This window comes from Pseudomonas sp. Z2-11 (assembly GCF_054161305.1).
In genome coordinates this window covers 3,851,715-3,876,679 of the sequence record NZ_CP096395.1, presented here as the reverse complement: position 1 = coordinate 3,876,679, position 24,965 = coordinate 3,851,715, and the positions used below count along the sequence as shown (strand labels likewise).

General features: G+C 61.4%; 22 protein-coding genes. 15 read left to right on the top strand and 7 right to left on the bottom strand.

Annotated elements, in window-relative coordinates; all coding sequences use genetic code 11:
• Positions 1–13: 13 nt before the first annotated feature.
• From M1E16_RS17090 to M1E16_RS17080, 3 genes are all read right to left on the bottom strand, one after another.
• Positions 14–919: an SMP-30/gluconolactonase/LRE family protein gene (locus M1E16_RS17090; protein ID WP_458127947.1), complete on the bottom strand. Its 906-nt coding sequence runs from the start codon at positions 917–919 to the stop codon at positions 14–16.
• Positions 920–960: 41 nt separating this feature from the next.
• On the bottom strand, positions 961–1,782 hold the full coding sequence (locus M1E16_RS17085) for an NAD-dependent epimerase/dehydratase family protein (protein WP_458127946.1): 822 nt from the start codon (positions 1,780–1,782) through the stop codon (positions 961–963).
• Positions 1,783–1,952: 170 nt separating this feature from the next.
• Positions 1,953–3,251 (bottom strand): OprD family porin, encoded by a 1,299-nt coding sequence (locus M1E16_RS17080; protein WP_434630184.1) that lies wholly within the window; start codon positions 3,249–3,251, stop codon positions 1,953–1,955.
• A gap of 538 nt (positions 3,252–3,789) precedes the next feature.
• On the opposite strand from M1E16_RS17080, the gene M1E16_RS17075 reads away from it, so the two are divergent.
• From M1E16_RS17075 to M1E16_RS17045, 7 genes are all read left to right on the top strand, one after another.
• A complete protein-coding gene (locus M1E16_RS17075; protein WP_458127945.1) occupies positions 3,790–4,098 on the top strand; it encodes a hypothetical protein in 309 nt (102 codons plus the stop codon).
• 14 nt (positions 4,099–4,112) lie between these two features.
• On the top strand, positions 4,113–5,225 hold the full coding sequence (locus M1E16_RS17070; protein ID WP_458127944.1) for a hypothetical protein: 1,113 nt from the start codon (positions 4,113–4,115) through the stop codon (positions 5,223–5,225).
• 139 nt (positions 5,226–5,364) lie between these two features.
• On the top strand, positions 5,365–5,643 hold the full coding sequence (locus M1E16_RS17065; protein WP_434697442.1) for a hypothetical protein: 279 nt from the start codon (positions 5,365–5,367) through the stop codon (positions 5,641–5,643).
• A 236-nt stretch (positions 5,644–5,879) separates the two neighbouring features.
• Positions 5,880–7,541, top strand: coding sequence for an MFS transporter (locus M1E16_RS17060; protein WP_434630186.1), 1,662 nt, complete (start codon positions 5,880–5,882; stop codon positions 7,539–7,541).
• Positions 7,538–8,671, top strand: coding sequence for an HlyD family secretion protein (locus M1E16_RS17055; RefSeq protein WP_434630188.1), 1,134 nt, complete (start codon positions 7,538–7,540; stop codon positions 8,669–8,671). Before M1E16_RS17060 ends, M1E16_RS17055 begins: the two co-directional genes overlap by 4 nt.
• 91 nt (positions 8,672–8,762) lie before the next feature.
• The gene (locus M1E16_RS17050; RefSeq protein ID WP_434630190.1) at positions 8,763–10,247 is read left to right on the top strand and encodes a PAS domain S-box protein; all 1,485 of its coding nucleotides are present in this window, start codon (positions 8,763–8,765) and stop codon (positions 10,245–10,247) included.
• A gap of 233 nt (positions 10,248–10,480) precedes the next feature.
• Positions 10,481–10,729 carry a DUF1652 domain-containing protein gene (locus tag M1E16_RS17045; RefSeq protein ID WP_305500349.1) on the top strand — a complete coding sequence of 83 codons (249 nt, stop codon included), beginning with the start codon at positions 10,481–10,483 and terminating at the stop codon, positions 10,727–10,729.
• Between the two features lie 185 nt (positions 10,730–10,914).
• Here M1E16_RS17045 and M1E16_RS17040 read toward each other — a convergent pair whose 3' ends face one another.
• Complete coding sequence (locus M1E16_RS17040; protein ID WP_458127943.1) at positions 10,915–12,300, bottom strand: sensor histidine kinase; 1,386 nt, start codon at positions 12,298–12,300, stop codon at positions 10,915–10,917.
• Entirely contained in the window at positions 12,278–12,961 is a 684-nt protein-coding gene (locus M1E16_RS17035) for a response regulator transcription factor (RefSeq protein WP_305500352.1), read from the bottom strand. Before M1E16_RS17035 ends, M1E16_RS17040 begins: the two co-directional genes overlap by 23 nt.
• Before the next feature lie 273 nt (positions 12,962–13,234).
• Here M1E16_RS17035 and hcnA point away from each other — a divergent pair, with 273 nt between their 5' ends.
• From hcnA to hcnC, 3 genes are read left to right on the top strand one after another with little or no spacing between them, the layout of a single operon-like run.
• The gene (gene hcnA / locus M1E16_RS17030; protein WP_458127942.1) at positions 13,235–13,561 is read left to right on the top strand and encodes a cyanide-forming glycine dehydrogenase subunit HcnA; all 327 of its coding nucleotides are present in this window, start codon (positions 13,235–13,237) and stop codon (positions 13,559–13,561) included.
• Positions 13,558–14,976: a cyanide-forming glycine dehydrogenase subunit HcnB gene (gene hcnB / locus M1E16_RS17025; protein WP_458127941.1), complete on the top strand. Its 1,419-nt coding sequence runs from the start codon at positions 13,558–13,560 to the stop codon at positions 14,974–14,976. The genes hcnA and hcnB overlap by 4 nt, the downstream gene beginning before the upstream one ends.
• Positions 14,960–16,219, top strand: coding sequence for a cyanide-forming glycine dehydrogenase subunit HcnC (gene hcnC, locus M1E16_RS17020; RefSeq protein ID WP_458127940.1), 1,260 nt, complete (start codon positions 14,960–14,962; stop codon positions 16,217–16,219). Before hcnB ends, hcnC begins: the two co-directional genes overlap by 17 nt.
• Before the next feature lie 574 nt (positions 16,220–16,793).
• Here hcnC and M1E16_RS17015 read toward each other — a convergent pair.
• The gene (locus tag M1E16_RS17015) at positions 16,794–17,408 is read right to left on the bottom strand and encodes a glutathione S-transferase N-terminal domain-containing protein (protein ID WP_458127939.1); all 615 of its coding nucleotides are present in this window, start codon (positions 17,406–17,408) and stop codon (positions 16,794–16,796) included.
• A gap of 34 nt (positions 17,409–17,442) precedes the next feature.
• Positions 17,443–18,363: a MurR/RpiR family transcriptional regulator gene (locus tag M1E16_RS17010; RefSeq protein ID WP_305500359.1), complete on the bottom strand. Its 921-nt coding sequence runs from the start codon at positions 18,361–18,363 to the stop codon at positions 17,443–17,445.
• Between the two features lie 312 nt (positions 18,364–18,675).
• Here M1E16_RS17010 and M1E16_RS17005 point away from each other — a divergent pair, with 312 nt between their 5' ends.
• From M1E16_RS17005 to M1E16_RS16985, 5 genes are all read left to right on the top strand, one after another.
• Positions 18,676–20,613 carry a bifunctional 5-dehydro-2-deoxygluconokinase/5-dehydro-2-deoxyphosphogluconate aldolase gene (locus M1E16_RS17005; RefSeq protein ID WP_458127938.1) on the top strand — a complete coding sequence of 646 codons (1,938 nt, stop codon included), beginning with the start codon at positions 18,676–18,678 and terminating at the stop codon, positions 20,611–20,613.
• A 161-nt stretch (positions 20,614–20,774) separates the two neighbouring features.
• On the top strand, positions 20,775–21,668 hold the full coding sequence (gene iolE / locus M1E16_RS17000; RefSeq protein ID WP_434601148.1) for a myo-inosose-2 dehydratase: 894 nt from the start codon (positions 20,775–20,777) through the stop codon (positions 21,666–21,668).
• On the top strand, positions 21,665–22,474 hold the full coding sequence (iolB, locus tag M1E16_RS16995; RefSeq protein ID WP_434630206.1) for a 5-deoxy-glucuronate isomerase: 810 nt from the start codon (positions 21,665–21,667) through the stop codon (positions 22,472–22,474). The genes iolE and iolB overlap by 4 nt, the downstream gene beginning before the upstream one ends.
• Positions 22,475–22,503: 29 nt before the next feature.
• The gene (locus tag M1E16_RS16990) at positions 22,504–24,006 is read left to right on the top strand and encodes a CoA-acylating methylmalonate-semialdehyde dehydrogenase (RefSeq protein ID WP_458127937.1); all 1,503 of its coding nucleotides are present in this window, start codon (positions 22,504–22,506) and stop codon (positions 24,004–24,006) included.
• A gap of 33 nt (positions 24,007–24,039) precedes the next feature.
• A complete protein-coding gene (locus tag M1E16_RS16985) occupies positions 24,040–24,864 on the top strand; it encodes a TIM barrel protein (protein ID WP_458127936.1) in 825 nt (274 codons plus the stop codon).
• The last annotated feature ends 101 nt before the right edge of the window (positions 24,865–24,965 follow it).

The following is a 24,965-nucleotide window of genomic DNA, read 5'->3' as shown; positions in this document are numbered from 1 at the left end:
GCGGCAAAGCAGATCAGTTCGCGGAGTGTTTCCGTCCTCCGAAAGCAGGTTCAGCCAGGCCCTTGACGCCGGGATTGAGGGCGAACACGCCGCCGGCCAGGGATTGCGGATCATTGTCGTCACCCGGACGGATCGAGGTGACGAAGAGGGTATCGAGCTGGCTTCCGCCGAAGGCGCACATGGTCGGTTTTTTCACCGGTACTTCCAGCGAACGGTCGAGACGTCCGTCCGGGGTGAAGCGGTGAATCAGCCCGGCGTCATTGGCGCAAATCCAGTAGCAACCCTCGGCATCCACTGCTGCGCCGTCGGGGCGACCGGCCAGCGGCATCATGTCGACGAACAGGCGCCGGTTGGACGGGGTGCCGCTGTCGATGTCGTAGTCGAAAGCCCAGATCTGCTGGCTCAACGGGTGCGAATCGGAGAGGTACATCGTCCGTCCGTCGGGGCTGAAGCCTAGGCCGTTGGGTACGATGAAACCGCTGAGCTGTGGCTCGACCGGGCTGCTTTGCCCGGCGTCAAAACGGTACATCCGGCCTTCGTCGGCGTTGGCGCCCATGTTCAGCACCATGCTGCCGGCCCAGAAACGGCCCTGGCGATCACAGCGGCCATCGTTGAGGCGCATGTCGGTGCGGTTGTGCTCGACGCTGGCGCACAGTTCGCTGTCCAGGCTGCCGTCGTCATTGGGGTGCAGGCGGAAGAAACCGCTTTCCATGCCCGCGACCCAGCCACCGTCCTGGTGACGGGCGATACAGGCGAGCATTTCGGGGGCTTCCCAGCCCTGGATTTTTCCGCTGCTGGCGTTCCAGCGTTGCAGACCGCCGCTGGGGATGTTCACCCAGTACAAGGCGTTCTCCTCGGGGACCCACACAGGGCTTTCCCCGACGGCGTTGCGTGCATCAACAATCAATTCGGCTTGCATGGCGATTCCTTGGTTCGTGTGTATCCCATGAAACAGGCGAATCAGTTGTCGAACGGGCCAGCGGCAACAAAGGCGCCGCCCTGATAGATCCTGGCCGGGTCATCGTCGGCCGGCATTGGCTGGGCTTCGACCTTGGCGCGGAAGATTTCCGAAGTGTCCTTGGGCTGGTAGCCCAGGTGCGCGGCCTGGCTGTTATCCCACCAGACGTCGCGGTTGGCGGACATGCCGTAGACCACGGTGTGGCCGACTTTCGGCGTGTAGAGCGAGCATTCGATCAATTGGGTGAGGTCGTCGAAGCTCAGCCAGGTGCTCATCATCCGGCGGTTCTGCGGCTCCGGGAACGACGAGCCGATGCGGATGCTCACGGTCTCGATGCCGTAGCGATCGAAGTAGAAACTGGCCATGTCTTCGCCGTAGGACTTGGACAGACCATAGTAGCCATCCGGACGGCGAGGGGAGAGGGCGTCGAGGGTCTGGTCCTGCTTGTAGAAACCGATGACGTGGTTGGAACTGGCGAAGATCACGCGCTTTACGCCGTGCTTGCGCGCGGCTTCATAAATATGGAATACGCCGCTGATGTTGGCGCCGAGGATCTCCTCGAACGGACGCTCCACCGACACACCGCCAAAATGCAGGATGGCGTCGACGCCTTCCACTAGTTGGTGCACGGCCTGTTTATCCGACAGGTCGCAGGGCACCACTTCTTCGCTTTCATCGATGGCCGGCGCCATGTTGGCGATGTCCGACAGGCGAATGTGGCGGGCGTAAGGCTTGAGGCGTTCGCGCAAGACTTTGCCAAGGCCGCCGGCGGCGCCGGTCAACAGCAAGCGATTGAAAGGGTGGCGAATCTGTGTCGTGGTCATGGCATTACCTGAGCAAACAGTGAGAGGTACAGTTGTTATAAGTTGTCGTACGACCGAGGGCGAATATCCTTATCCTTCTGCTGCCTTGTCAACGTTTGATCGACGAACCGCTCTGGAACGGCGTCCTTGCCGTAGATTGCCATGGGATGCGCCCAGGCTGAATCCTTCCGTTACAGCAGCGAAATCGGGTAGCTGATGAAGATCCGGTTCTCGTCGAATTCGTTGGTGCTGAAGTCGCGACGAATCGATGCGTTACGCCATTTTACGTTAAGGCTCTTCAGCGCACCGCTCTGCACGGTGTACGCCAGCTCGGTCTCGCGGCCCCATTCCTTGCCGTCATCGACGGTGGCGGTGTGCACGTTGTCACCGCTGATGTAGCGGTTCATCAGGGTCAGGCCCGGCACGCCAACAGCGGCGAAGTTGAAGTCATGGCGCAGCTGCCAGGATTTTTCCTTGGCGTTGTCATAGCTGGAGTTGTAGCTGTCGTTCGCCAGGGTGCCGCCGCTGGTGCCGTTGACGCGCATCCAGGCATCATCGCCGCCGACTTTCTGCAGGCCGACATAGAAGGTGTTGCCACCGTACTTGGCGGAGAGCATGGCGAACGCGGTCTTGTTGTCGAGATCGCCGGCCAGGGCGCTGCCGTCTTCCTTGCCGGTGAAGTAGCCCAGGTTGGCGCCCAGGGTCCAGTCGCCCATGGGTTGGCTGTGGGTCAGGTTGAAATATTGCTGCTGGTAGATGTCGGACAGTTCCGCGTACCAGACGCCGACCTGGGTGCGTTTTTCGTTGAAGGCGTATTCGCCGCCGCCGAAGTTGAAACGGTCGGAAGTGAAGGCACCGCGGCCGTTCATCGACATGTCTTCCATGCTCGCGTCGTTGCGCGGGCTGTTGCCACGGAACTGACCGCCATAGAGGCTCAGGCCGTTGATCTCAGTGGAAGTGACCTGGCCGCCCTGGAAGGTTTGCGGCAGGGAGCGGCCGTCGTCGGAACGCAGGATCGGCAGCACCGGCATCCACTCGCCGACTTTCAATTCAGTCTTCGAGACTTTGGCCTTGAGGGCCACGCCCAAACGGCCGAAGTCATCGGCCGGACGACCGTCGTCGTGCACCGGCAGCAGCTGGGTGCCGGCGGTGCCACGACCGCCGTCAAGCTTGACCGAGTACAGGCCGAGCACGTCCACGCCGAAACCGACCGTGCCCTGGGTGAAACCGGACTTGGCGTCGAGGATGAAGCTTTGAGTCCATTCCTCGGCTTTGCCTTGGGCGGCGGCGTCGTTGACGAAGTTGCGGTTGAAATAGGCGTTGCGCAGATTCAGCGTGGCTTTGGCGTCATCGACAAAACCTGCGGCGCTGGCAGTCATGGGCAGGAACATGGCCAGGCTGCTGCAACTGATCAGGCCCAGGGCGACATTCGATGGGGAAAAAGGACGGGTTGGACGGTTCTTGGGCGAAAAACGGACACGTGTGCTCACTCTGACGCTCCCTTGCTTTTTTGTTGTTTTTATCTGTTATACGTCGTCGTACAACATGGCAGGGATTATTTGGTGGCGGGTGATTCTTGTCAACTGGCCATTACTGCGATTTTTCTTGCCGGTAGCCGTTGGTATGGGTGTCTCCAACGTTTAAGGGCATGCTGCCTTGGCCTGGAAAGGCTCCGCTGAGCGAGCTGGTTGTGCGATGACCGGTCTAAGACATTAGTCGAATGGCCGGGCGATGTCCTCATTGCCATATCTTCCAGGGCTGCTACGCAGCCAGCGGGAGCAAGCTCCCTCGCCACCGCGTTTGTATCTCGCGGAAAACGACCGTATGCACTTGTTGGAAAATGTATACCCGCACTTAATGAACTCGCGATCAGTTCTGGAATATTAAAATAAAATCAGCTTATGTCTAACGGTATCGCTCCTGCGGCATTGCGCTTAGATTGGATGCTTGTCCACTCGGCAGTTACCAATTTTATGGGAGTCTGTAGTAGGGAGGACTAACTTTAATCGCCGCAAAGAGGGTATAAGCATGTCAAATTCAATTGCACCATTCGCCCACAGAACAGACACTTGGATGACCGACAACAGGGAGGTTCTCGGCACTCTTAAACTTCACCAGTTGGCACTTCCTTCTGCGCATAACGCGGGAGTGGATAAAAAAGGAGTGGGCGGCTTTGAAGAGGGATGGGTTGCCTGTCAAGAAGACTCCTTCTATTACCAGCTAAAGCGTGGTATTCGCGTGTTGGACTTGCGCCTGCGTATGCACCGGTACCATGGTGCCGTTGCATTCAACTTCTATCACGGGCCTATCGAGTCAAGTAGAACCCTAAAAATCTAATTTACGATTGCCGAATGTTTTTAACCGAGGGGGGTGCTCGAAATAATGAAATCATTATTTTTGATCTCAATCACACAGATTCACAACTTGGAGAGTTTTGGTGGGAGGCTATAAAAAGTGAGCTCGTGGATGGCTTGTCTGACCTATTGATTCCCCCCGCAGCCAAAGATCTGACTCTTAAAGAAATAAATCTGCGGTATCCTGGAAGAAATATCATACTTGCTTGGGGAGAGGTGAGCGGCCCTATGTTCTGGGGGCATGTCCGCAGTGATTGGGTCGGTAAGGACCTGCCCCGCTTGGCTGAGGTAAGGGAATATATTGGGAAGACAATACACAGCCTTTACCCGCCGGATCATTTGCGCTCACTGCAAGTTGTCAAGTATTCCAAGCTCTACGGCCCGGAAAAAATCGGAGCGGCCATTAACGAGTGGTTCTCCGCAGATTCGGAGTGGCTAAAAAAAGCCAATATTATCAATGTCGATTTTTTTGAAGTTACAAATATCGTACAGAATTGCATCGAGTCCAATATAAGAAAGGCATCACTCACCCCTCCCTCTACGCCAGTGGTGGGGAGTAAATACTACCCGGACAGTCGATCTTTGGTCGTGTCCTTTAAGTCTACCGATAATTTTGCAGTTTCCCATTATGTCGCCGTCGTCAACGGAGAAACTAAAACGGCACACCATCAGGACAGCTATGTGGTGTGGCCGCACGTTTCTTTTAAGCTGGGCTTTGATAGAGCTTTCAAAGGGTCGGTTTATGCGGTAGATAGTACAGGGCTGAAGTCGAAAAGTGCGCTGTTCTCTGGCAATACAGGTGCGGCCCCTGTTCCTGGTGCGCCAAGTTTTGTTGGTTCGGAACGCTCTGGTTTCAGCGGGAAGGACAGCATAACGGTCGGCTGGACGAAAAGAACGCCTCACGGCGTAAATTATGAAGTCTGTATTTATAAAGCTGACAACAAAGGCAAACCTGTTGGCTCAGCAGTAGAATCAACGTTACTTCCCATTACCTATGCCCAATACACATTTAAAAATCTAGAGGCAGGTCAGGGTTATTACATCACCCTTTGCCAAGTCAATGTCCTCGGACAAGCTGGGACAGTCAGGGATAGATGGGTTGGCCCATAGACCCTTGCGTCGCAGCCCTGCATTCAGGCATATCCAACCTTGTGACTGCTCGCAGGCGGCTCAAGGTTGGGTTAAAAACAAGCCCACCGCACGAAAAGGAGTAACCTGCCGCTCTGCCTCAACTCTCCATGGACCCCCTATGTTCCCCAATGCCGAGCGCTACAACCACTCCACCGAATACGCCAACAAACTCGTCGACCGCATCGGCCAGACGCCGGCCTGGATTGCCTTGCGCATCGGCGTCACTGAAAAACGCATGCGCTACATTCTTGCGGGCTCGCGTACGATCAAGGGCGACACTACCGAAATCCTGATGTCTTACGCCGAGCAGTTCTGCCTGGAGTGCCTCGCCGCCGAGGCCAAGGCCGCCAAGGATCGCGCCCGCTCGAAAGCGGCAGGCTCTGGCAGCGACGCCTGAACCATCTCGATCCGTGGCGAGGGAGCTTGCTCCCGCTGGCTGCGTAGCAGCCCCTCTTGAAGATTCCGCATCAGCGGCACCGAGTTCTCAGTGATGGGGCTGCTGCGCAGCCCAGCGGGAGCAAGCTCCCTCGCCACGAAAGTGTCTGCGGCACTTCTTGGCGTTCCTTGTCGTCGAACAGGCATCTGGAAAGTTTCCAGCGACCTATTGTCGCTATGTTCCCGCAAGGTTTTTGAATGGATCACTACACCCCGCGCGCCTGGCAGCCGCACGAACGGCCGACGCTGCCCGGTTCGCCCTCGACGCCGTTGCATCCCACGCCCAAGCGGCTTGCCTACGCGCTGGTTGGCGTGCTGGTCGCGTTGACCGGGGGTTTGGGCAATTCGCTGGTGATCGCCAATCTGCCCTATCTGCAAGGGTCCCTGGGCGCCACCACGGCGGAGATGGCCTGGTTGCCCGCGGCCTACGTCATGACCAACGTCTCGATGAACCTGCTGCTGGTGAAATTTCGTCAGCAGTTCGGCTTGCGCGCGTTCACCGAAGTGTTCCTGGCGCTCTATGCGCTGGTGACCTTCGGCCATCTGTTCGTCAACGACCTGAACTCGGCGATCGCCGTGCGTGCGGCCCATGGCATGGTGGGTGCGGCCCTCAGTTCCCTGGGCCTGTATTACATGGTCCAGGCTTTCCCGGCCAAGTGGCGGCTCAAGGCGCTGGTGTTGGGCCTGGGCACTTCGCAACTGGCCTTGCCAATGGCCCGGCTGTTCTCTGAAGACCTGCTGCAAATCGCCGAATGGCGCGGCTTGTACCTGTTCGAGCTGGGCATGGCGCTGCTGTCGCTGGGCTGCGTGCTGCTGCTCAAGTTGCCGCCGGGTGATCGCTTCAAGACCTTTGAAAAACTCGACTTCCTGACCTTCACCGTGCTCGCCAGCGGCGTCGCCTTGCTGTGCGCGGTGTTGTCGCTGGGGCGCATCGACTGGTGGTTGGAAGCGCCATGGATCGGCGTGGCCTCGGCGGCTTCCATCGTCTTGATCCTGGCGGGCCTGGCGATCGAACACAACCGCAGCAATCCGATGTTGATGACGCGTTGGCTCGGCAGCGGGGTGATGATCCGTCTGGCCCTGGCGGTGATTCTGATCCGCATGGTGACCTCGGAACAATCCACCGGGGCGGTGGGTTTCCTGCAAGCGCTGAACATGAGCAGCCAGCAGATGCACAGCCTTTACGTGGTGATGCTGATCGGCAGTATCGCCGGGCTGGTGACCAGCGCGCTGACCATCAACCCGGCGCACCTGTTCATGCCGCTGATCATTTCCCTGGCGTTGATGGCCACGGGGTCGGTGATGGACAGTTATTCGAACAACCTGAGCCGTCCGCAAAACATGTATTTCAGCCAGTTCCTGCTGGCATTCGGCAGCACGTTCTTTCTCGGGCCGACGATGATCCTGGGCGTGCGCAATGTGCTGACCAACCCGCGAAACCTGGTGAGTTTTTCCGTGCTGTTCGGGATCTGCCAGAGCCTCGGCGGCCTGGTAGGGGCCGCGGTGCTCGGCACGTTCCAGGTGGTGCGCGAGAAATTTCATTCCAGCCATCTGGTGGAGAACCTGAGTCAGTTCGATCCTCGCGTCGCCGCGCGGGTGGACAGCGGCGGTTCGGCGGTGGGTTCGCTGATCGCCGATCCGGGCCTGCGTCACCTGCAAGGCCTTCGCAGCCTCGCCACGGCCGCTACCCGCGAAGCCAACATACTCGCCTATAACGACGTGTTCATGCTGATCGCGGTGATCGCCGTGCTGACCATGATCTGGATTTCCATTCGTGCCCTGTGGCTGATGAGCACTACCCAGCCCGCCGCCGCAGCGCCTGCCCCTTCGACACAACCCAGCGGTGCCACCTCTTCATGACCGAGCCGACCACCACGACCACCAACGCCATCGCCGATACGCCGGAAGACCAGGCGCCTCCTGCCGCTCCGGCGACAAAACCGCGCTCCCTGCGAGTGCGGATGCTTTCATCCCTCGGATTCGCCGCAGTGGCGATTGTCGGCGTGCTGGTGGTGCTTTACGCCTGGCAATTGCCGCCGTTCAGCAGCGCCGTGGAAACCACCGAGAATGCCTTGGTGCGCGGGCAGGTGACGATCATCGGGCCACAGCTCAGTGGTTATGTCCATGAAGTCCCGGTGCAGGACTTCCAGTTCGTCAAGGCCGGCGATCTGCTGGTGCGCCTGGATGACCGCATCTACCGGCAACGGCTCGACCAGGCGCTGGCGCAACTGGCGGTGCAACAGGCGGCCCTGGCCAACGTCGTACAGCAGCGCAACAGCGCCGAGGCGAGCATCAAGCTGCGCCAGGCCGCGTTGGCCGACAGCCAGGCCCAGGCCCACAAAGCCGCCGCCGACCTGCGCCGCAACGAGGCGTTGATAAAGGACGGTTCGGTGTCCAGGCGTGAACTGGATATCAGTCGCGCCGCCAGCGCCCAAGCCACCGCAGCCGTCGCCCAGGCCCAGGCCAGCCTGGAAATTGCCCGTCAGGACCGGCAAACCGTCATCGTCAACCGCGGCTCCCTGGAAGCCGCTGTCGCCAGCGCCGAGGCGGCGGTGCAACTGGCGCGCATCGACCTGTCCAACACGCGCGTGTTGGCGCCACGGGACGGTCAGCTGGGGCAGATAGGCGTGCGTCTGGGCGCCTACGTCAATTCCGGAGCGCAGTTGATGGCGCTGGTGCCGAACCAGAAGTGGGTGATCGCCAACCTCAAGGAAACCCAGATGGACAAGGTACGGGTCGGTCAGCCGGCAAGCTTCACCGTGGATGCCCTCGGCCATCGCCGCTTCCAGGGGCATGTCGAACGCATTTCCCCGGCCACCGGTTCCGAGTTCAGCCTGCTGCAGGCTGACAACGCCACCGGCAATTTCGTCAAGATTGCCCAGCGCGTTCCGGTTCGCATCACCGTGGATCCGGACCAGCCCGAAAGTGAACGCCTGCGGCCAGGGATGTCGGTGGTGGTGAGCATCGACACGGCCGCCGAACAGCAATGACCCGCAGAAGAAAGCCGTTTCCTGCACAGGGAACGCGTCACGCGTGCAGGAGTCGTAACCTCCATGCGTTTCTGACCCCCACGGAGATCCAATGAATCTGGAAGTCCCGAGCACCGATACCAATCGCCGCCAACTGCTGCAGATCATCGCCGGGCTATCGGATGGCGTGATGCTGATCGAAGTCGACCAGACGATTGCCTGGGCCAACGAAGCGGCCTTGACCATGCACGGAGTCGAGGAGCTTGGCGAGTTGGGCACCAACGCCAAGGAGTACGCCCGGCGTTTCAATTTGCGTTATCGCAACAACCATTCGCTGCCCGAAGACAACTATCCCATCGCCCGCGTGGCCCGCGGCGACGAATTCAGCGATGTGCTGGTGGAGGTGACGCCGGTGGCCGATCCGGACCGCACCTGGGTGCACCGCATCCGCAGCATGGTGCTGACCGACCGCAACGACGAGCCGGAATACCTGGTGCTGATTCTCAGCGATGCCACGGAATGGGCCAGCGCCGAACAGCGCTTCGAGAAAACCTTCGGCGCCAACCCGGCACCAGCGGTGATCTGCCGTCTCAGCGATTTGCGCTATATCAAGGTCAACGCGGGTTTCCTGGAAATGACCGGCTACAGCCGCGAAGAGGTGATCGGGCGTTCGGTGTATGAACTGGATGTGCTCGAGGCTGCCGAAAAGCGCGACCTGGCCGTCGAGCGCCTGGGGCAGGGCGCGACAATCCCGCAGATGCAGGCCGAACTGCGCTTGCCCGATGGCACCAGCAAACAGGTGATCGTCGCTGGCCAGCCGCTGGACCTGCACGATGAAGACTGCATGCTGTTTTCGTTCATGGACATGGAGCCGCGGCGCAAGGCCGAAACGGCGCTGCGCCAGAGCGAGGAGCGTTTTGCCAAGTCGTTCCGGCTGTCACCGGTGCCGACGCTGATCTGTAGCGCCGAGCTGCAACTGGCGGAAATCAACGAGGCCTTCCTCCAGGCGACGGGTTATGCCAGCCAAGAGCTGTTGGGCAAGACCGTGGAGGAGATCGGCTTCCTCGAGAAGGAAGCGGCCGCGACGTTGTTCGGGCGCCTGGAAAAGACTGCCACCGTGTCCAGGGTCGACGTCAAGGTGCACAAGAAAGGCGGGGAGCAGATCGACTGCGAAGTGGCGGCCGATACCGTCATCATCCAGGACAAGCCGTGTTTCCTGTTGGTGCTGATGAATATCACCGAACGCAAGCGCTCGGAGCTGGAGCTGGTAGCGGCCATCGAAGAGGTGATGAAGGACGCGTCGTGGTTCAGCCGCACCCTGATCGAAAAGCTGGCCAATGTGAAGAGCATCAATGCGCAGACCCCGACGACCTCTTTCACCGAGCTGACCGCCCGCGAACGTGACGTACTGGGGCTGATTTGCGAGGGTCTGGCGGACAAGGAGATCGCCGCGCGCTTGAAGCTGGCCCCCAACACCGTGCGCAATCACGTGGCGACGCTGTATTCGAAACTCGACGTCCATAGTCGTAGCGAGGCGATTGTCTGGGCGCGGGAGCGGGGCTTGTTCGCGAACGAATGGCGGATAAAGGCACCATGATAGCCAGTGCAAATGCACCTGGTATTCTGGTGCAAATTCAGGTTCTGCGCAGGCTATAACCTCCTTAGGCTGGAGGGGTGCGGCATTGCTGTTGAACGCCGCGTCCCCACGAAACAGTCAAGGAATACGCCCCGATGTGCAGCAAACCCTTCAAGTGTGAGATCGACAGGACGTCTATGGGAGCCAGGAGGCCGGCCACCGGTCATTTGCGCCTTCGAAGCTGAGGTGCATAGATGACCCATCTGGCTCCGTTACGTACCCGTCTCGAGCAAAGCTTTGCGCCACTGGCCTGTGAATGCAGCCTCAACGGCGACGGCACCCTGACCATTCGCCTGTACCGTCAGGAAAGCGGCGAGGTCGACCTGGTGGTGAGCGGCATGAGCGTCGACAGCATCCGCTCCGAGGAAGGCTTGAACAAGCTGATCGATGAACTGCGCTATGAGCTGTACAACACGCCGCTGCATCGCAGCGATCCGGCCTGATCCATAAGACCGACGCGATCCCCGGTGGCGAGGGAGTTTGCTCCCGCTGGATCGCGCAGCGATCCCAAACCTGTAGAATCGGCAGTCCCCAGGCACATCGCGTTTAACAGCTTGCGGCTGCTGCGCAGCCGAGCGGGAGCAAGCTCCCTCGCCACGGAGACCGCGTCATCAATGGGACTGCGTAATCAAAGCAACGTCGCCCGACAATCCAGCGCCAACCGCGCCCCGCCCAGCTCGCTGCGATCCACCTCCAGCGTAAACCCGTGCAGCGTGACAATCGCCGCGACGATCGACAGGCCCAGGCCGAAGCCGCCGTGCTGGCTGCTGCCCTCGGCGCGGTAGAAGCGCCGGAACACCGCCTTGCGTTCCGCCTCGGGAATGCCAGGGCCTGAGTCGAGCACTTCGATGCGGCTGCTGTCGCCCTGGTCGACGCCCCGCAGGATCACCTCGCCGCCCGATGGGGTGAATTTGATCGAGTTGCTCAACAGGTTCGACACCGCCTCGAACAATAATGCCCGGTCACCGTTGAGCAAGGGCAGGGTGTCGGGCACTTCCAGCTTGAACACCAGCTCGCGTTCTTCGGCCAGCGGCAGATAGAAGTCATGCAGTTCCTGCAACAACTGCAACGGATCCAGACGCACGAAACCGGAGCGGCGCTGCTGGTCCTCCAGTTCCGAAATCCGCAACAGACCGCGAAACCGCGCCATCAGCGTATCGGTCTCGGCAATCACCTGATCCATCTGCAACGCCTCCGGGGAGCCGTCCGCCGCTTCCTGCTGGATGCGATAGAGCTGGGCACGCAGGCGCGTCAGCGGGGTGCGCAAGTCATGGGCAATGTTGTCGCAGACGCCCTTGACCTCATTCATCAGCCGTTCGATGCGATCGAGCATGGCATTGACGATGGCTGCCAGCATGTCCAGTTCATCGCGACGGCTCGACAGCGGCAGGCGATGGGTCAGGTCGCCGGCGACGATGGCTTCCGCGCTGGCCTGCAAGGCGCGGATACGCCGCAGCGGTCGACGTCGCAACAGGTGCCAGCCGGCGATGCCCGGCAGGATAGTCAACGAGACCCCCCAGAGCAGCGCGTGCAGGATGATGCGGGTCACGGCGAACAGCGAGCCGTTGTCCCGCGCCAACACCAGCCAGCGGCCGTCCTGGGTCCGGGTCGCGACCGCGTCGCAACTGTCGGAGGGGATCATCGGGTCGTCGGAGTCGACGCAGCCACCGAGCATATGGATCTTGCCGTCCAGCGGCAGGTCGGCGGGGATGTGCTGGATCGGCCCGCTCAGATGGCGCAGCTGCGGGTCGAACAGGCCGTAGGCGTCGACGCCGCGTTCATCCAGCGACAGGCTGGCCATGAGCGCGTCTTCCAGTTGTTCGCCATGGATGCGCGCGAACAGGTGCTGGCGCTGCATCAGGGAATGCTTGGCGAGGCTGTCGAGGTAGCCGAACACCTCGTAATACATGACCCCCATCAGGATCGCGCTCCAGATCACGAACAGCGAACTGTACAGCGCCAGCAGGCGGCTGCTGGAGGAGCGCCAGCCCTTAGCGGGGTTCAGCAATGACATAGCCGGAGCCTCGTACCGTGCGAATCAGCGGTTCCAGGCCCGGCGGATCGATCTTCTTGCGCAGGCGACCGATGTGGACGTCGATCAGGTTGGTGCCCGGATCGAAGTGATAACCCCAGACTTCTTCGAAAATCATCATGCGCGAGAGGATCTGGCCACTGTTGCGCATCAGAAATTCCAGCAATTTGTATTCGGTGGGCAGCAGGCTCAGCAACTGGCCGTTGCGGCTGGCCTCGCGGCTGATCAGGTTCAGCTCCAGGTCCGCCACCCGCAGCACGGTTTCCGGCTCGCGGGCGCCGTTGTTGCGGCGCAGGAGCACTTCGACCCGGGCGGCCATTTCGTCGGTGGCGAACGGCTTGGTCAGGTAATCGTCGCCACCGGCCCGCAAGCCACGCACCCGCTCGTCGACATCGGAGAGGGCGCTGATCATCAGGATCGGCGTGGCCACGCCCATGCTGCGCAGCTGGGTGACGATCACCAGGCCGTCGAGTTCAGGCAGCATGCGGTCGAGAGTGATCAGGTCATAGTCACCGCTGACAGCCCGTTCCAGGCCCTCGCGGCCGTTGTCGACCCAGTCGACGTCCAGGCCGTTGCGGGTCAGTTCGGCGACGATTTCACGGGCGGTCACGGCGTCGTCTTCGATGGTCAGGATACGGTTCATGGGCGTTACCGGTTGGGAAGTGGAGCTATTGCGCAGCATTCTGCCAAAGATTACCTGTCGGCTTTCTGAAAAAAAGTTCATGGGCGCCGGCAAATGCATTCCCTGGCCTGGATCAATACTTCGTCACAAATAATCCCTAACATATTCCGGCACGCACCATCATGCTGCGTCCCTCGCTGTGTTCCGCCGCGCTGTCGCTGGCGGGCACTGACGAGAAGCTGGTGGCAAGTGGCGCAAGGAGCCGAGACCTACTGAACCTTAAGGATGAGTCGCATGATCAACTCCCAGAATGTTCTACGCCGTAAATTCGATATTCAACCGCTGAAACGGGCCGACATGAGCGTTCGCCTGGACGGCCAGACTGTCGACGCCGCCGAGGGTGAGACCGTACTCACCGTCATCCAGGCCATGGGCCAACGCCAGGTGGCCCGCAACGACCACGGCCAGGTCAGCGGTGCCTACTGCGGCATGGGCATTTGCCAATGCTGCCTCGTCAGGATCGATGGCCGCCACAAGCGACGGGCCTGCCAGACGCTGGTGCAACCGGGCATGCAGATCGAAACCCGGGCCAATCGCATCGCCGCAACGGAGGCGCCATGAACCTCGATCCGGTGATTGTCGGCGGCGGGCCGGCGGGTATGGCGGCGGCCATCGAGCTGGCCGCCAATGGTCTGCGTTGCACGCTGCTCGAAGAAGCGCCACGCCTGGGCGGCGTGGTGTACCGCGGGCCGTTGCGCGATGGCGTGAGCCTGGACTACCTGGGGGCGCGCTACAGTGAGGCCCTGGCAAAGCTCCATGGGGAATTCCAGCGCAACGCCGGCCTGATTGATGTGCGACTGGGCAGTCGGGTCATCGGTGCCGAGGGGTTCCGGGCCCTGATGCTGCTGGACGGCGATGAGCGCTTGCGGGAAGTGGCCTATTCCCAGTTGATCCTGGCAGCCGGTTGTCATGAACGCAGTGTGCCGTTCCCCGGCTGGACGCTTCCGGGGGTGATGATGCTCGGTGGCCTGCAGTTGCAGATCAAGAGTGGCGTGGTCAAGCCGCCGAGCCCGGTGGTGATTGCCGGCACCGGCCCGTTGCTGCCATTGGTGGCCTGCCAGCTGCACGCCTCGGGCGTCACCGTGGCGGGTGTCTACGAAGCCTGTGCCTTCGGCAGGATCGCCAAGGAAAGCCTGGCGTTATTGAACAAACCGCAATTGTTTCTCGATGGCCTGGGCATGCTGGCGTACCTCAAGCGGCACCGCATCCGGGTGCGCTATGGTTGGGGCGTGGTGCGCGCCGAGGGCGAGGGTGAACTGAGCAGCGTGACCGTTGCGCCTTACTCCGCCGACTGGAAACCGGACCTTGGACAGGCCGAACAGCTGCCGGCCGAGACGCTGGCGGTCGGCTACGGGTTTATCCCGCGCACGCAGTTGAGCCAGCAGATGGGGCTTGACCATGGCTTCAGCGAGGACGGCTACCTGCGCGCCGTGTCCGATGCCTGGCAGCGCAGCAGCGAAGCGCATATCCACCTGGCGGGCGATATGGGCGGGATCCGCGGCGGTGAAGCGGCCATGTTGAGCGGGCGCATCGCGGCATTGTCGGTCCTGCTGCAGCGTAATGTCCTGGATGAGGCCACGGCGCTGGAGCGCCGCAGGCGCTATCAGGCCCAATTGGACCGGATCATTCGTTTTCGCGCCGCCGTTGATCGCTACACCCGGCGCGGCGCCGGGCAAACCGCGCTGCCAGCCGCCGATACGGTGATCTGCCGTTGCGAACACGCCACCCGCGCGGACATCGACCGCGCCCTTGAACAGGGCGTGCAAGACATGGCCAGCCTGAAAATGCGCACCCGGGTGAGCATGGGCGATTGCCAGGGTCGCCTGTGTGTCGGCTACTGCAGCGACCGCCTGCGCGAAGCTACCGGACGGACCGATGTGGGCTGGCTACGGCCACGTTTTCCGATCGATCCGATTCCTTTCTCTGCGTTCCAGAACGACGACCCGGAGGCGGTATCCCATGATCAGGCACTATGACGTAGTGATCGCCGGTGGGGGGGTGATCGGGGCGTCGTGCGCCTATCAACTGTCCAAGCGCAAGCACCTGAAGATCGCCCTGATCGATGCCAAGCGTCCAGGCAACGCCACCCGCGCGTCGGCCGGCGGCCTGTGGGCCATCGGCGAATCGGTGGGGCTGGGCTGTGGGGTGATTTTTTTCCGCATGATGTCGGCCAACCGCAAGCGCCAGGCCCAAGGCGCCGCCGTGGCGGTGGATGCCAGCACGCCGCATATCCTGCCCGACTCGTTTTTCGATTTCGCCTTGCAGTCCAACGCGATGTATCCGCAGTTGCACAGGGAACTGATCGAGCGTCACGGCATGGATTTCAAATTTGAAGAGACCGGGCTCAAGTTCGTGATCTATGACGATGAGGACCGCTCCTACGCCGAACACATTGTCGCCTGCATTCCGCACCTGGCTGATCAGGTGCGCTGGCTCGACCAGGCGGCGTTGCGCGAGGCCGAGCCGAGTGTCAGCCATGAGGCCTTGGGTGCGCTGGAGTTTCTCTGCGACCACCAGGTCAGCCCGTTCCGCTTGGCCGACGCCTACACCGAGGGCGCGCGGCAAAATGGCGTTGATCTGTTTTTCAATACCAACGTGACTGACGTATTACGTGACGGCAGTCGGGTGACAGGGGTGAAAACCGCCGAAGCCGGCACGTTCAACTGCCGGACGTTGATCAATGCTGCCGGCGCCTGGGCGGCGGACTTGAGCGAGCAGGCGACGGGCGTGCGGATTCCGGTCAAGCCGGTCAAGGGGCAGATCCTGCTGACCGAGCGCCTGCCGAAAATCCTCAGAGGATGCCTGACCACCAGCGATTGTTATGTGGCGCAGAAGGACAACGGCGAGATCCTGATCGGCAGCACCACGGAAGACAAAGGGTTCGACGTGACCACCACCTACCCTGAAATCGAGGGGTTGGTGCAAGGCGCGGTGCGGTGTATCCCGCAACTGGCCGACATCAACCTGAAACGCACCTGGGCCGGCCTGCGTCCCGGCTCACCGGATGAATTGCCGATCCTCGGGCCGATGCGCGGCGTGGAGGGCTACCTCAACGCCTGCGGGCATTTTCGCACCGGCATCCTGACCTCGGCCATCACCGGGGTGCTGCTGGACAAACTGGTGAACGACGAGCCGTTGCCGCTGGACATCACACCGTTCCTGGCGGACCGGTTTGAAGTGGCGGCGGTTGCAGAGCCGAGGAAAATGCAACCGGCCTGAGAGCCGGGTCGAACCCACATTGTTTTTTGGTCGGTCGCAGGTTTTTCGTCAAGCACGATTCCTGTGTGGGAGCGAGGCTGCTCGCGAAAGCGGTGTGTCAGTCAACGCCAATGTCGATGCACTGGCGCCTTCGCGAGCAGGCTCGCTCCCACAGTGTTTTTTGGTTGAGCAGGATTTTTTTGTTCACCACAATCCCTTGTGGGAGCGAGCTTGCTCGCGATAGCGTCAGGACAGTCGACATCGATGGTGACTGGTGTGCCGTCATCGCGAGCAAGCTCGCTCCCACATTGTTTTTTGGTCGGTCGCAGGTTTTTCGTCAAGCACAATTCCTGTGTGGGAGCGAGCCTGCTCGCGAAAGCGGCGTGCCAGTCAACGCGAATGTCGATGCACTGGCGCCTTCGCGAGCAGGCTCGCTCCCACAGTGTTTTTCGGTTGAACAGGATTTTTTTGTTCACCACAATCCCTTGTGGGAGCGAGCTTGCTCGCGATAGCGTCAGGACAGTCGACATCGATGGTGACTGGGGTGCCGCCATCGCGAGCAAGCTCGCTCCCACAGGTTTTGTACTGTGGAAGGTTATTCCACCACCGGTGTACTGACAAACGCTTCCAGGCCTTCGGCATAAGCGGTAAACGCGCTGATCTGTGGGAAGGCCTTGCCTTGCACCTGGTCGGCCACCAACAGGTTGGTGAAGGTCCACGCCACCGCAACGCTGATGCCGGCCTGGTCGAGCGAGCCATCGGTGGGTAATGGTTGTTTCACCAATGCCTTTTCCAACTCGCCATATGCCGCCAGCAACTGGCCCGACACTCGCGCGAGCCACGGCTCATGCTGGATTTCCGCTGGGCGCAAAGTGCGTTCGTAATAGATCTGCACCGATTTTTCGCACGCCGCCAATGCCAACCCGATCAGTTGCAACGATTGCAACCGTTGCCCCGGATCGCTCGGCATCAGGCTCTTCCCGGGCCCGGCCAAGGTTTCCAGGTAATCGATGATCAAGGTCGAGTCCATCAACACCGAGCCATCATCCAGCACCAGGGTCGGGGCCTTGACCACCGGGTTGATGCGCTGGAATTGCTCGAAATGCCTGAACACCGAAACCGATTGGTGTTCCAGGGCGATCCCCAGGCGTTTCGCGGAAATGGCGACGCGTCGCACATAGGGCGAGTCCAGCATGCCGATCAGCTTCATGGCTTCTCCTTCAGCGGTTTATTTCAGGTCGGGCTCAATCTTCGAATCCGACCTGTTCATGGATTTCATCAACCTTGAGTTCAAGCCGATAGGCCACGGCGATGAACAGCGCCTGGCACAGGCACAGGGTGGCGCTCAACGAGCGAAAGGCGAACGAGCTGCCTTCGTTCACCAGCAGCACCGCATTGGCCCGCTTGGCCAGGGGCGACAGGTTGCTGTCGGTGATGATCAGCGTCTTGGCCTGGTGATGCTGGGCGATGCGCAGGCAGTGCTGGGTTTCCTTGCCGTACGGGGTAAAGCTGATGGCGATGACCAGATCATTGGCCCGGACGCTGCGCATCTGCTCGCGATAACTGCCGCCCAGGCCCGACACAAGGTGAATGCGCTTGTTGGTGTGCTGAAGGTTATAGACCAGGTAATCGGCCACCGCGAACGAGCGCCGCACACCAACGACGTAGATGTTATCGGCGTTGACCACCAGGTCGACGGCTTTTTCGAACGCCTCGTCGTCGAGTTCCAACCCCAGGCGCTCGATGCCCGACAGGGTGGCGTTGACGCATTCGCGCGCGAGATCGCCGGCGCTGGCCTTCTGCGACTTGTTGGCGATCATGCTGCGAATGCGTTGCTGGTAGTTCTGCACCGGCGTGGTCTTGTGGGTGTACGCCTCGCGAAACAGCGCCTGCATTTCGCTGAACCCGCTGAAGCCGAAGCGCTGGGAAAAACGCACGATGGCCGAGGGGTGCACTTCGCACTCCCGGGCAATGTCGCTGATGCGATCGACCATGATCCGGTCGCTTTGCTGGCTCATGTAGCTGGCGATGCGTTTGAGCTGGCGCGGCAGGCCTTCGTACTCCTCGGTAATCAATTGCAGCAGCCGCTCGGCGTTGATCGGTGGGCTGGGGAGGGCGGGTTCGGACGCGCTCTCGGACGGCACCGGCAGATCGGGGCGGGTCATAGAAAATCCTTCTGGCTTGTTCTTATAGGACGCCCTGGGAAACGGGTTGGTCCTCGACAATAGGTTGGCTGGTCGCAGTCTACAGCGTAGCCGCGGGGAAAATCATGAGCGCGCGCAGTTGTGAGCCGTGCTGAAACGATGCACCGCGTCTGGTCCGGCCAAGTAACAGTCTATTGGAAAAAATATTCCACTATAAAAATTTATGGAAAAAATATTGATTATTGCCGTTCGCTCGTTTTAGTCTGCATTCACCAAAGCGTTGGCGTCGGTTCCGGCGTCAAGCGCAGGCTGATAAAAATAACAGGAGCCAGCATGGGCCAGACTCGTTTTGCCAGTGGACGTCAATTGGATGTGATCTGCCTGGGGCGCCTGGGCGTCGATCTCTACGCGCAGCAAGTCGGTGCGCGGCTTGAGGATGTCTCGAGCTTCGCCAAGTACCTGGGTGGCTCATCTGCCAACATCGCCTTTGGCACGGCCCGTCTCGGGCTTCGGTCGGCGATGCTGAGCCGGGTGGGCGATGATCATATGGGGCGCTTTCTGGTGGAGTCCCTGATGCGCGAAGGCTGCGACGTCAGCGGCATCAAGGTCGACCCCGAGCGACTGACAGCCATGGTGTTGCTCGGCATCAAGGACCGCGAGACCTTTCCCCTGGTGTTCTACCGTGAAAATTGCGCGGACATGGCGCTACGGGCCGAGGACATCGATGAAGCTTTCATCGCCTCGAGCAAGGCGCTGTTGATCACCGGCACGCACTTCTCCACCGACAGCGTCTACCAGGCCAGCATTCAGGCGCTGGACTATGCGCAGACGCACCAGGTCAAACGTATCCTCGATATCGATTACCGCCCGGTACTCTGGGGCCTGGCGCCCAAGGCTGATGGCGAGACCCGTTTTGTCGCCGACCGCAAGGTCAGCCAGCACGTACAAGGCATCCTGGCGCGTTTCGACCTGATCGTCGGCACCGAAGAAGAGTTTTTGATCGCCGGTGGCAGCGAAGATCTGCTGACCGCGCTGCGTACGGTGCGCTCGCTGACGGCGGCGACCCTGGTGGTCAAGCTTGGCCCGCAAGGTTGCACGGTGATCCATGGCGATATCCCGAACCGCCTGGAAGACGGCGCCATTTACCCCGGCGTGCGGGTCGAGGTGCTGAATGTGTTGGGCGCGGGCGACGCGTTCATGTCGGGTTTCCTCGCCGGTTGGCTGGAAGACGCCAGTGATGAACGCTGCTGCCAGTTGGCCAACGCCTGTGGCGGGTTGGTGGTGTCGCGTCATGCCTGTGCCCCGGCGATGCCGACCCGGGCCGAGCTCGATTACCTGTTTGCCAGCCCGGTGCCGATCACCCGCCCTGACCAGGATGTCGTGCTGCAACGGCTGCATCAGGTCAGCGTGCCGCGCAGGGTCTGGAAACAGCTGTTCATCTTTGCCTTTGACCATCGCTGGCAGTTGGTGGAACTGGCCCAGCGGGGCGGTCGTGGCCTCGACAGCATCGGCGAGCTCAAGCAACTGTTCATCCAGGCCGTGGAGCGGGTCGAGGCTGACCTGCAACGCCAGGGCATCGAGGCGGATGTCGGTCTGCTGGCCGACCAGCGTTTCGGCCAGGATTCCCTGAATGCGGCCACCGGGCGCGGCTGGTGGGTCGCGCGGCCGGTGGAAGTGCAGGGCTCGCGGCCGCTGGCGTTCGAACACGGCCGTTCCATCGGCAGCAACCTGATTGCCTGGCCACAAGAGCAGATCATCAAATGCCTGGTGCAATTTCATCCTGACGATGAGCCGCTGCTGCGCCTGGAGCAGGAAGCGCAGTTGTTGGGCTTGTACAAGGCGTCCCAGGTCAGCGGTCATGAATTGCTGCTGGAGGTCATTCCGCCCAAGGATCATCCATCGGCCCATCCGGACGTGCTGTATCGGGCGCTCAAGCGGCTCTACAACCTGGGTATTTTCCCGGCGTGGTGGAAAATCGAGGCGCAGACCTGCGATGAGTGGAAACAACTTGATGAGCTGATCCAGCAGCGCGATCCGTATTGCCGTGGCGTGGTGCTGCTGGGCCTCAACGCCCCTGCGGCCGCGTTGGCCGAAGGCTTTCGCCAGGCCAGCCAGAGCAGCACTTGCAGAGGGTTTGCCGTGGGCCGGACGATCTTCCAGGAACCGAGCCGCGCCTGGCTGGCCGGGGAGATCGATGATGAAACGCTGATCCGGGATGTGCAGGGCCGGTTTGTGGAATTGATCGAGGCCTGGCGCGCCGCGCGCAGTTAAAGGAAGTCAAAGATTGTGAACACTGAGCCTGTGGGAGCGAGCCTGCTCGCGAAGGCGCCGGGTCTGCAGCATTGATGTGACTGACCCACCGCTTTCGCGAGCAGGCTCGCTCCCACAGGGGTTCGCCGCCCTGGTTATGTAAAACAACAAAAGGTGCAGCCATGCCCGCTATTCGAATTGGCATCAACCCGATTTCCTGGAGCAACGACGACTTGCCATCGTTGGGCGGCGAGACGCCGTTGAGCACGGCGTTGAGCGAAGGCAAGGAAATCGGCTATGAAGGTTTCGAGCTCAATGGGAAGTTTCCCAAGGACGCCAAGGGCGTCGGCGACGTGTTGCGCCCTTACGACCTGGCGCTGGTCTCCGGCTGGTATTCCAGTCGCTTGGCGCGTCGTTCGGCGGCCGAGGAGATCGACGCCATCGCCAGCCATGTCGAGCTGCTGGCGCAGAACGGCGCAACGGTGCTGGTCTATGGCGAAGTGGCCGATTCGATCCAGGGCCAGCGCATTCCGTTGATCGAGCGGCCACGCTTTCACACTGACGAGGCCTGGCAGGCCTATGCCGACAAGCTCACCGAGCTGGCCCGCTTCACCTTGTCTCAAGGCGTGCGCCTGGCCTACCACCACCACATGGGCGCCTACGTTGAATCGCCTTCGGACATCGACAAGCTGATGGCGCTGACCGGCAGCGAGGTCGGCCTGTTGTTCGATTCGGGCCATTGCTACATGGGCGGCGGCGAACCGCTGCAGGTGCTGCGCAAACACATCGAGCGCATCTGCCATGTGCACTTCAAGGACGTGCGCAAACCCGTGGTGCAGTTGGCGCGCAACAACCTCTGGAGCTTTCCCGACTGCATCATCAACGGCACGTTCACCGTGCCTGGAGATGGCGATATCGACTTCGCCGCGTTGCTCGATGTCCTGCTGGCTGCCGATTATCAGGGCTGGCTGGTGGTGGAAGCCGAGCAGGACCCGGCGGTGGCGCCGAGTTATATCTATGCCAAGAAAGGCTACGACACCCTGCGTGCCCTGTTGCAGGAGAGAACTGCGCCATGAGCCTGCTGATCAAGAGCAATCCCAGCGACCGGACCATGGTTGAACTGCCACGCGACGCGCTGGAATACGTCGGTTTTGCCGCCTACCGCTTGAGCCTTGGCGAAAGCCTGCCGGTGGCCGCCGCAGACCGGGAATTGTGCGTGGTACTGCTCAGCGGCCGCATCAACCTCAAGGGCGAAGCACCGGGGCAGGGCGCCTTCGATTGGGACAACCTCGGCGATCGCCAGTCGGTATTCGAGGACAAATCCCCTTACGCCGCGTATCTGCCGCCCGGCAGCCAGGCCCAGATCACCGCGTTGAGCGATGTGCAAGTGGCGGTGTGCGCCGCGCCGGGCGGCGCGCCGAATGCGTACGGCCCACGGCTGATCCGTCCCGAGAGCATGAAGCGCAGCGTGCGCGGCAAGGGCGCCAATACCCGCTACGTCTGCGACATCCTGCCGGACAGCGAGCCGGCCCATTCGCTGCTGGTGGTGGAAGTGCGCACGCCGTCGGGGCATTCGTCCAGTTATCCGCCGCACAAGCACGACACCGACGATTTGCCGCACCAGAGCTTTCTCGAAGAGACCTATTACCACCAGGTCAACCCCTCCCAGGGCTTCGTGTTCCAGCGGGTCTACACCGACGATCGCAGCATCGACCAGGCCATGGCCGTGGAAAACAGCGATCTGGTCGTGGTGCCCAAGGGTTACCACCCGGTCAGCGTGCCCTACGGGTACGAGTCGTATTACCTGAACGTCATGGCCGGTCCGAAGCGGGTCTGGCAATTCCATAACGATCCGCAGCATAGCTGGCTGCTCGACCTCTGAATTCGAACATTCCAACGGAGACCAGGACAATGAGCGACACCCCGGTAATAGGCCATTACATCAACGGTCAAGTGCACAGCAACGACTCCGCGCGGTTCAGCAACGTCTTCAATCCCGCCACCGGCGCGGTGCAGGCCCGGGTGGCGCTGGCCGAACCGGGTACCGTCGAGGCAGCGGTGGCTTCGGCGCTGGCGGCCTTTCCCGGCTGGTCCGAGCAGTCGTCGTTGCGCCGTTCCCGGGTGATGTTCAAGTTCAAGGAGCTGCTTGACCGCCACCACGACGAGTTGGCGCAGATCATCAGCCGCGAGCACGGCAAGGTACTCTCCGATGCCCATGGCGAAGTCACCCGGGGCATCGAGATCGTCGAGTACGCCTGCGGTGCGCCGAGCCTGCTCAAGACCGATTTCAGCGACAACATCGGCGGTGGCATCGACAACTGGAACCTGCGCCAGCCCTTGGGCGTCTGTGCCGGGGTCACGCCATTCAACTTCCCGGTGATGGTGCCGCTGTGGATGATTCCCCTGGCGCTGGTGGCGGGCAACTGCTTCATCCTCAAGCCTTCGGAGCGCGACCCGTCCGCCAGTCTGCTGATGGCTCGGTTATTGACCGAGGCCGGGTTGCCGGATGGCGTGTTCAACGTGGTCCAGGGCGACAAGACGGCGGTGGATGCGCTGTTGCAGCACCCGGACATCGAGGCGATCTCCTTTGTCGGCTCGACGCCCATCGCCGAATACATCCACCAGCAGGGCACCGCGAACGGCAAGCGCGTGCAGGCCCTGGGCGGGGCGAAAAACCACATGATCGTCATGCCCGACGCCGACCTCGACCAGGCGGCGGATGCGCTGATCGGAGCGGCTTACGGCTCGGCCGGTGAGCGCTGCATGGCGATCTCCATCGCCGTGGCGGTGGGTGACGTCGGCGATGAGCTGATCGCGCGATTGTTGCCACGCATCGACCAGTTGAAGGTCGGCAATGGCCAGCAGCCCGGCACCGACATGGGGCCGCTGGTGACTGCCGAGCACAAGGCCAAGGTTGAAGGTTTCATCGATTCCGGCGTAGCCGAGGGCGCGCGGCTGATCGTCGACGGGAGGGGCTTCAAGGTGCCCGGGGCCGAGCAGGGGTTCTTTGTCGGGGCGACGCTGTTCGACCAGGTCACTGCCGAGATGAGCATCTACCAGCAGGAGATTTTCGGCCCGGTACTGGGGATCGTTCGTGTGCCGGATTTCGCCACGGCGGTCGCGCTGATCAACGCCCATGAATTCGGCAATGGCGTGTCGTGTTTTACCCGTGACGGCGGCATCGCCCGGGCATTCGCCCGCAGCATCAAGGTCGGCATGGTCGGTATCAACGTACCGATTCCGGTGCCCATGGCCTGGCACTCCTTTGGCGGCTGGAAGCGCTCGCTGTTCGGTGACCACCACGCTTATGGCGAGGAAGGCCTGCGCTTCTACAGTCGCTACAAGAGCGTGATGCAGCGCTGGCCGGACAGCATCGCCAAGGGTCCCGAATTCAGCATGCCCACTGCTCAATAACCCATTTCCATGAATGCCGGAGGGAGAACAACAATGAACAAGCCCCTGCGTTTTGCCTTGAACCGAATGGTTGCCCCGCGCCTGTCGCTGCCCGCTTTCATCGATCTTGCGCTGGCGTTGAAAACCGATGCCATCGAGATCCGCAATGACCTCAAGGGCGTCGAGATCGAAGACGGCATGCCGCCCGCCCGGGTCCGTGAGCTGTGCGACGAACGCGGCGTCAAGGTGCTGTCGATCAACGCCCTGTACCCGTTCGACGTATGGAATGAAGAGCGCCGCGCCCAGGCCGTGCGCCTGGCTGATTACGCCCGCGAGTGCGGCGCCGAGGGGCTGGTGATGTGCCCGCTCAACGACCGCGCCGACCCGCGCAACGCCGCCGAACGCGCGGCGGGGCTGCGCACCGCGCTCAGTGAGCTGGCGCCGATCCTGCGCGCCTTCGGCATCTACGGCTTCATCGAGCCGCTGGGTTTCGAAGAGTGCTCGCTGCGGCGCAAACGCGCGGCGGTGGAGGCGATCAAGGCCATCGGCGGGCTGGATGTGTTCCGCCTGGTGCATGACACCTTTCACCATCACCTGGCCGGCGAGGAGGAATTTTTTCCCGAGCTGACCGGGCTGGTGCACATCTCCGGCGTCGAGGATGCGCAGGCACCGTTGGCAAGTATTCGCGACGGCCACCGGGTGCTGGTGGGCGAGGCTGACATCCTTGGCAATGCCAAGCAGATCGAGGCGCTACGGGCCGGTGGCTACGAGGGTTACCTGTCCTTCGAGCCGTTTGCCGAGAGCGTCCATGAACTGGCCGATATCCGCCAGGCGCTGGGGGCGAGTATGAGCCACCTGCAAGGCTCGTCGCAGGCCTGAGCCCGTTATCGACCCTGATGAAGATCCCTTTGTGGGAGCGAGCCTGCTCGCGAAGGCGGCAGTACATTCAACACTTATGTCGCCTGACACGCCGCTTTCGC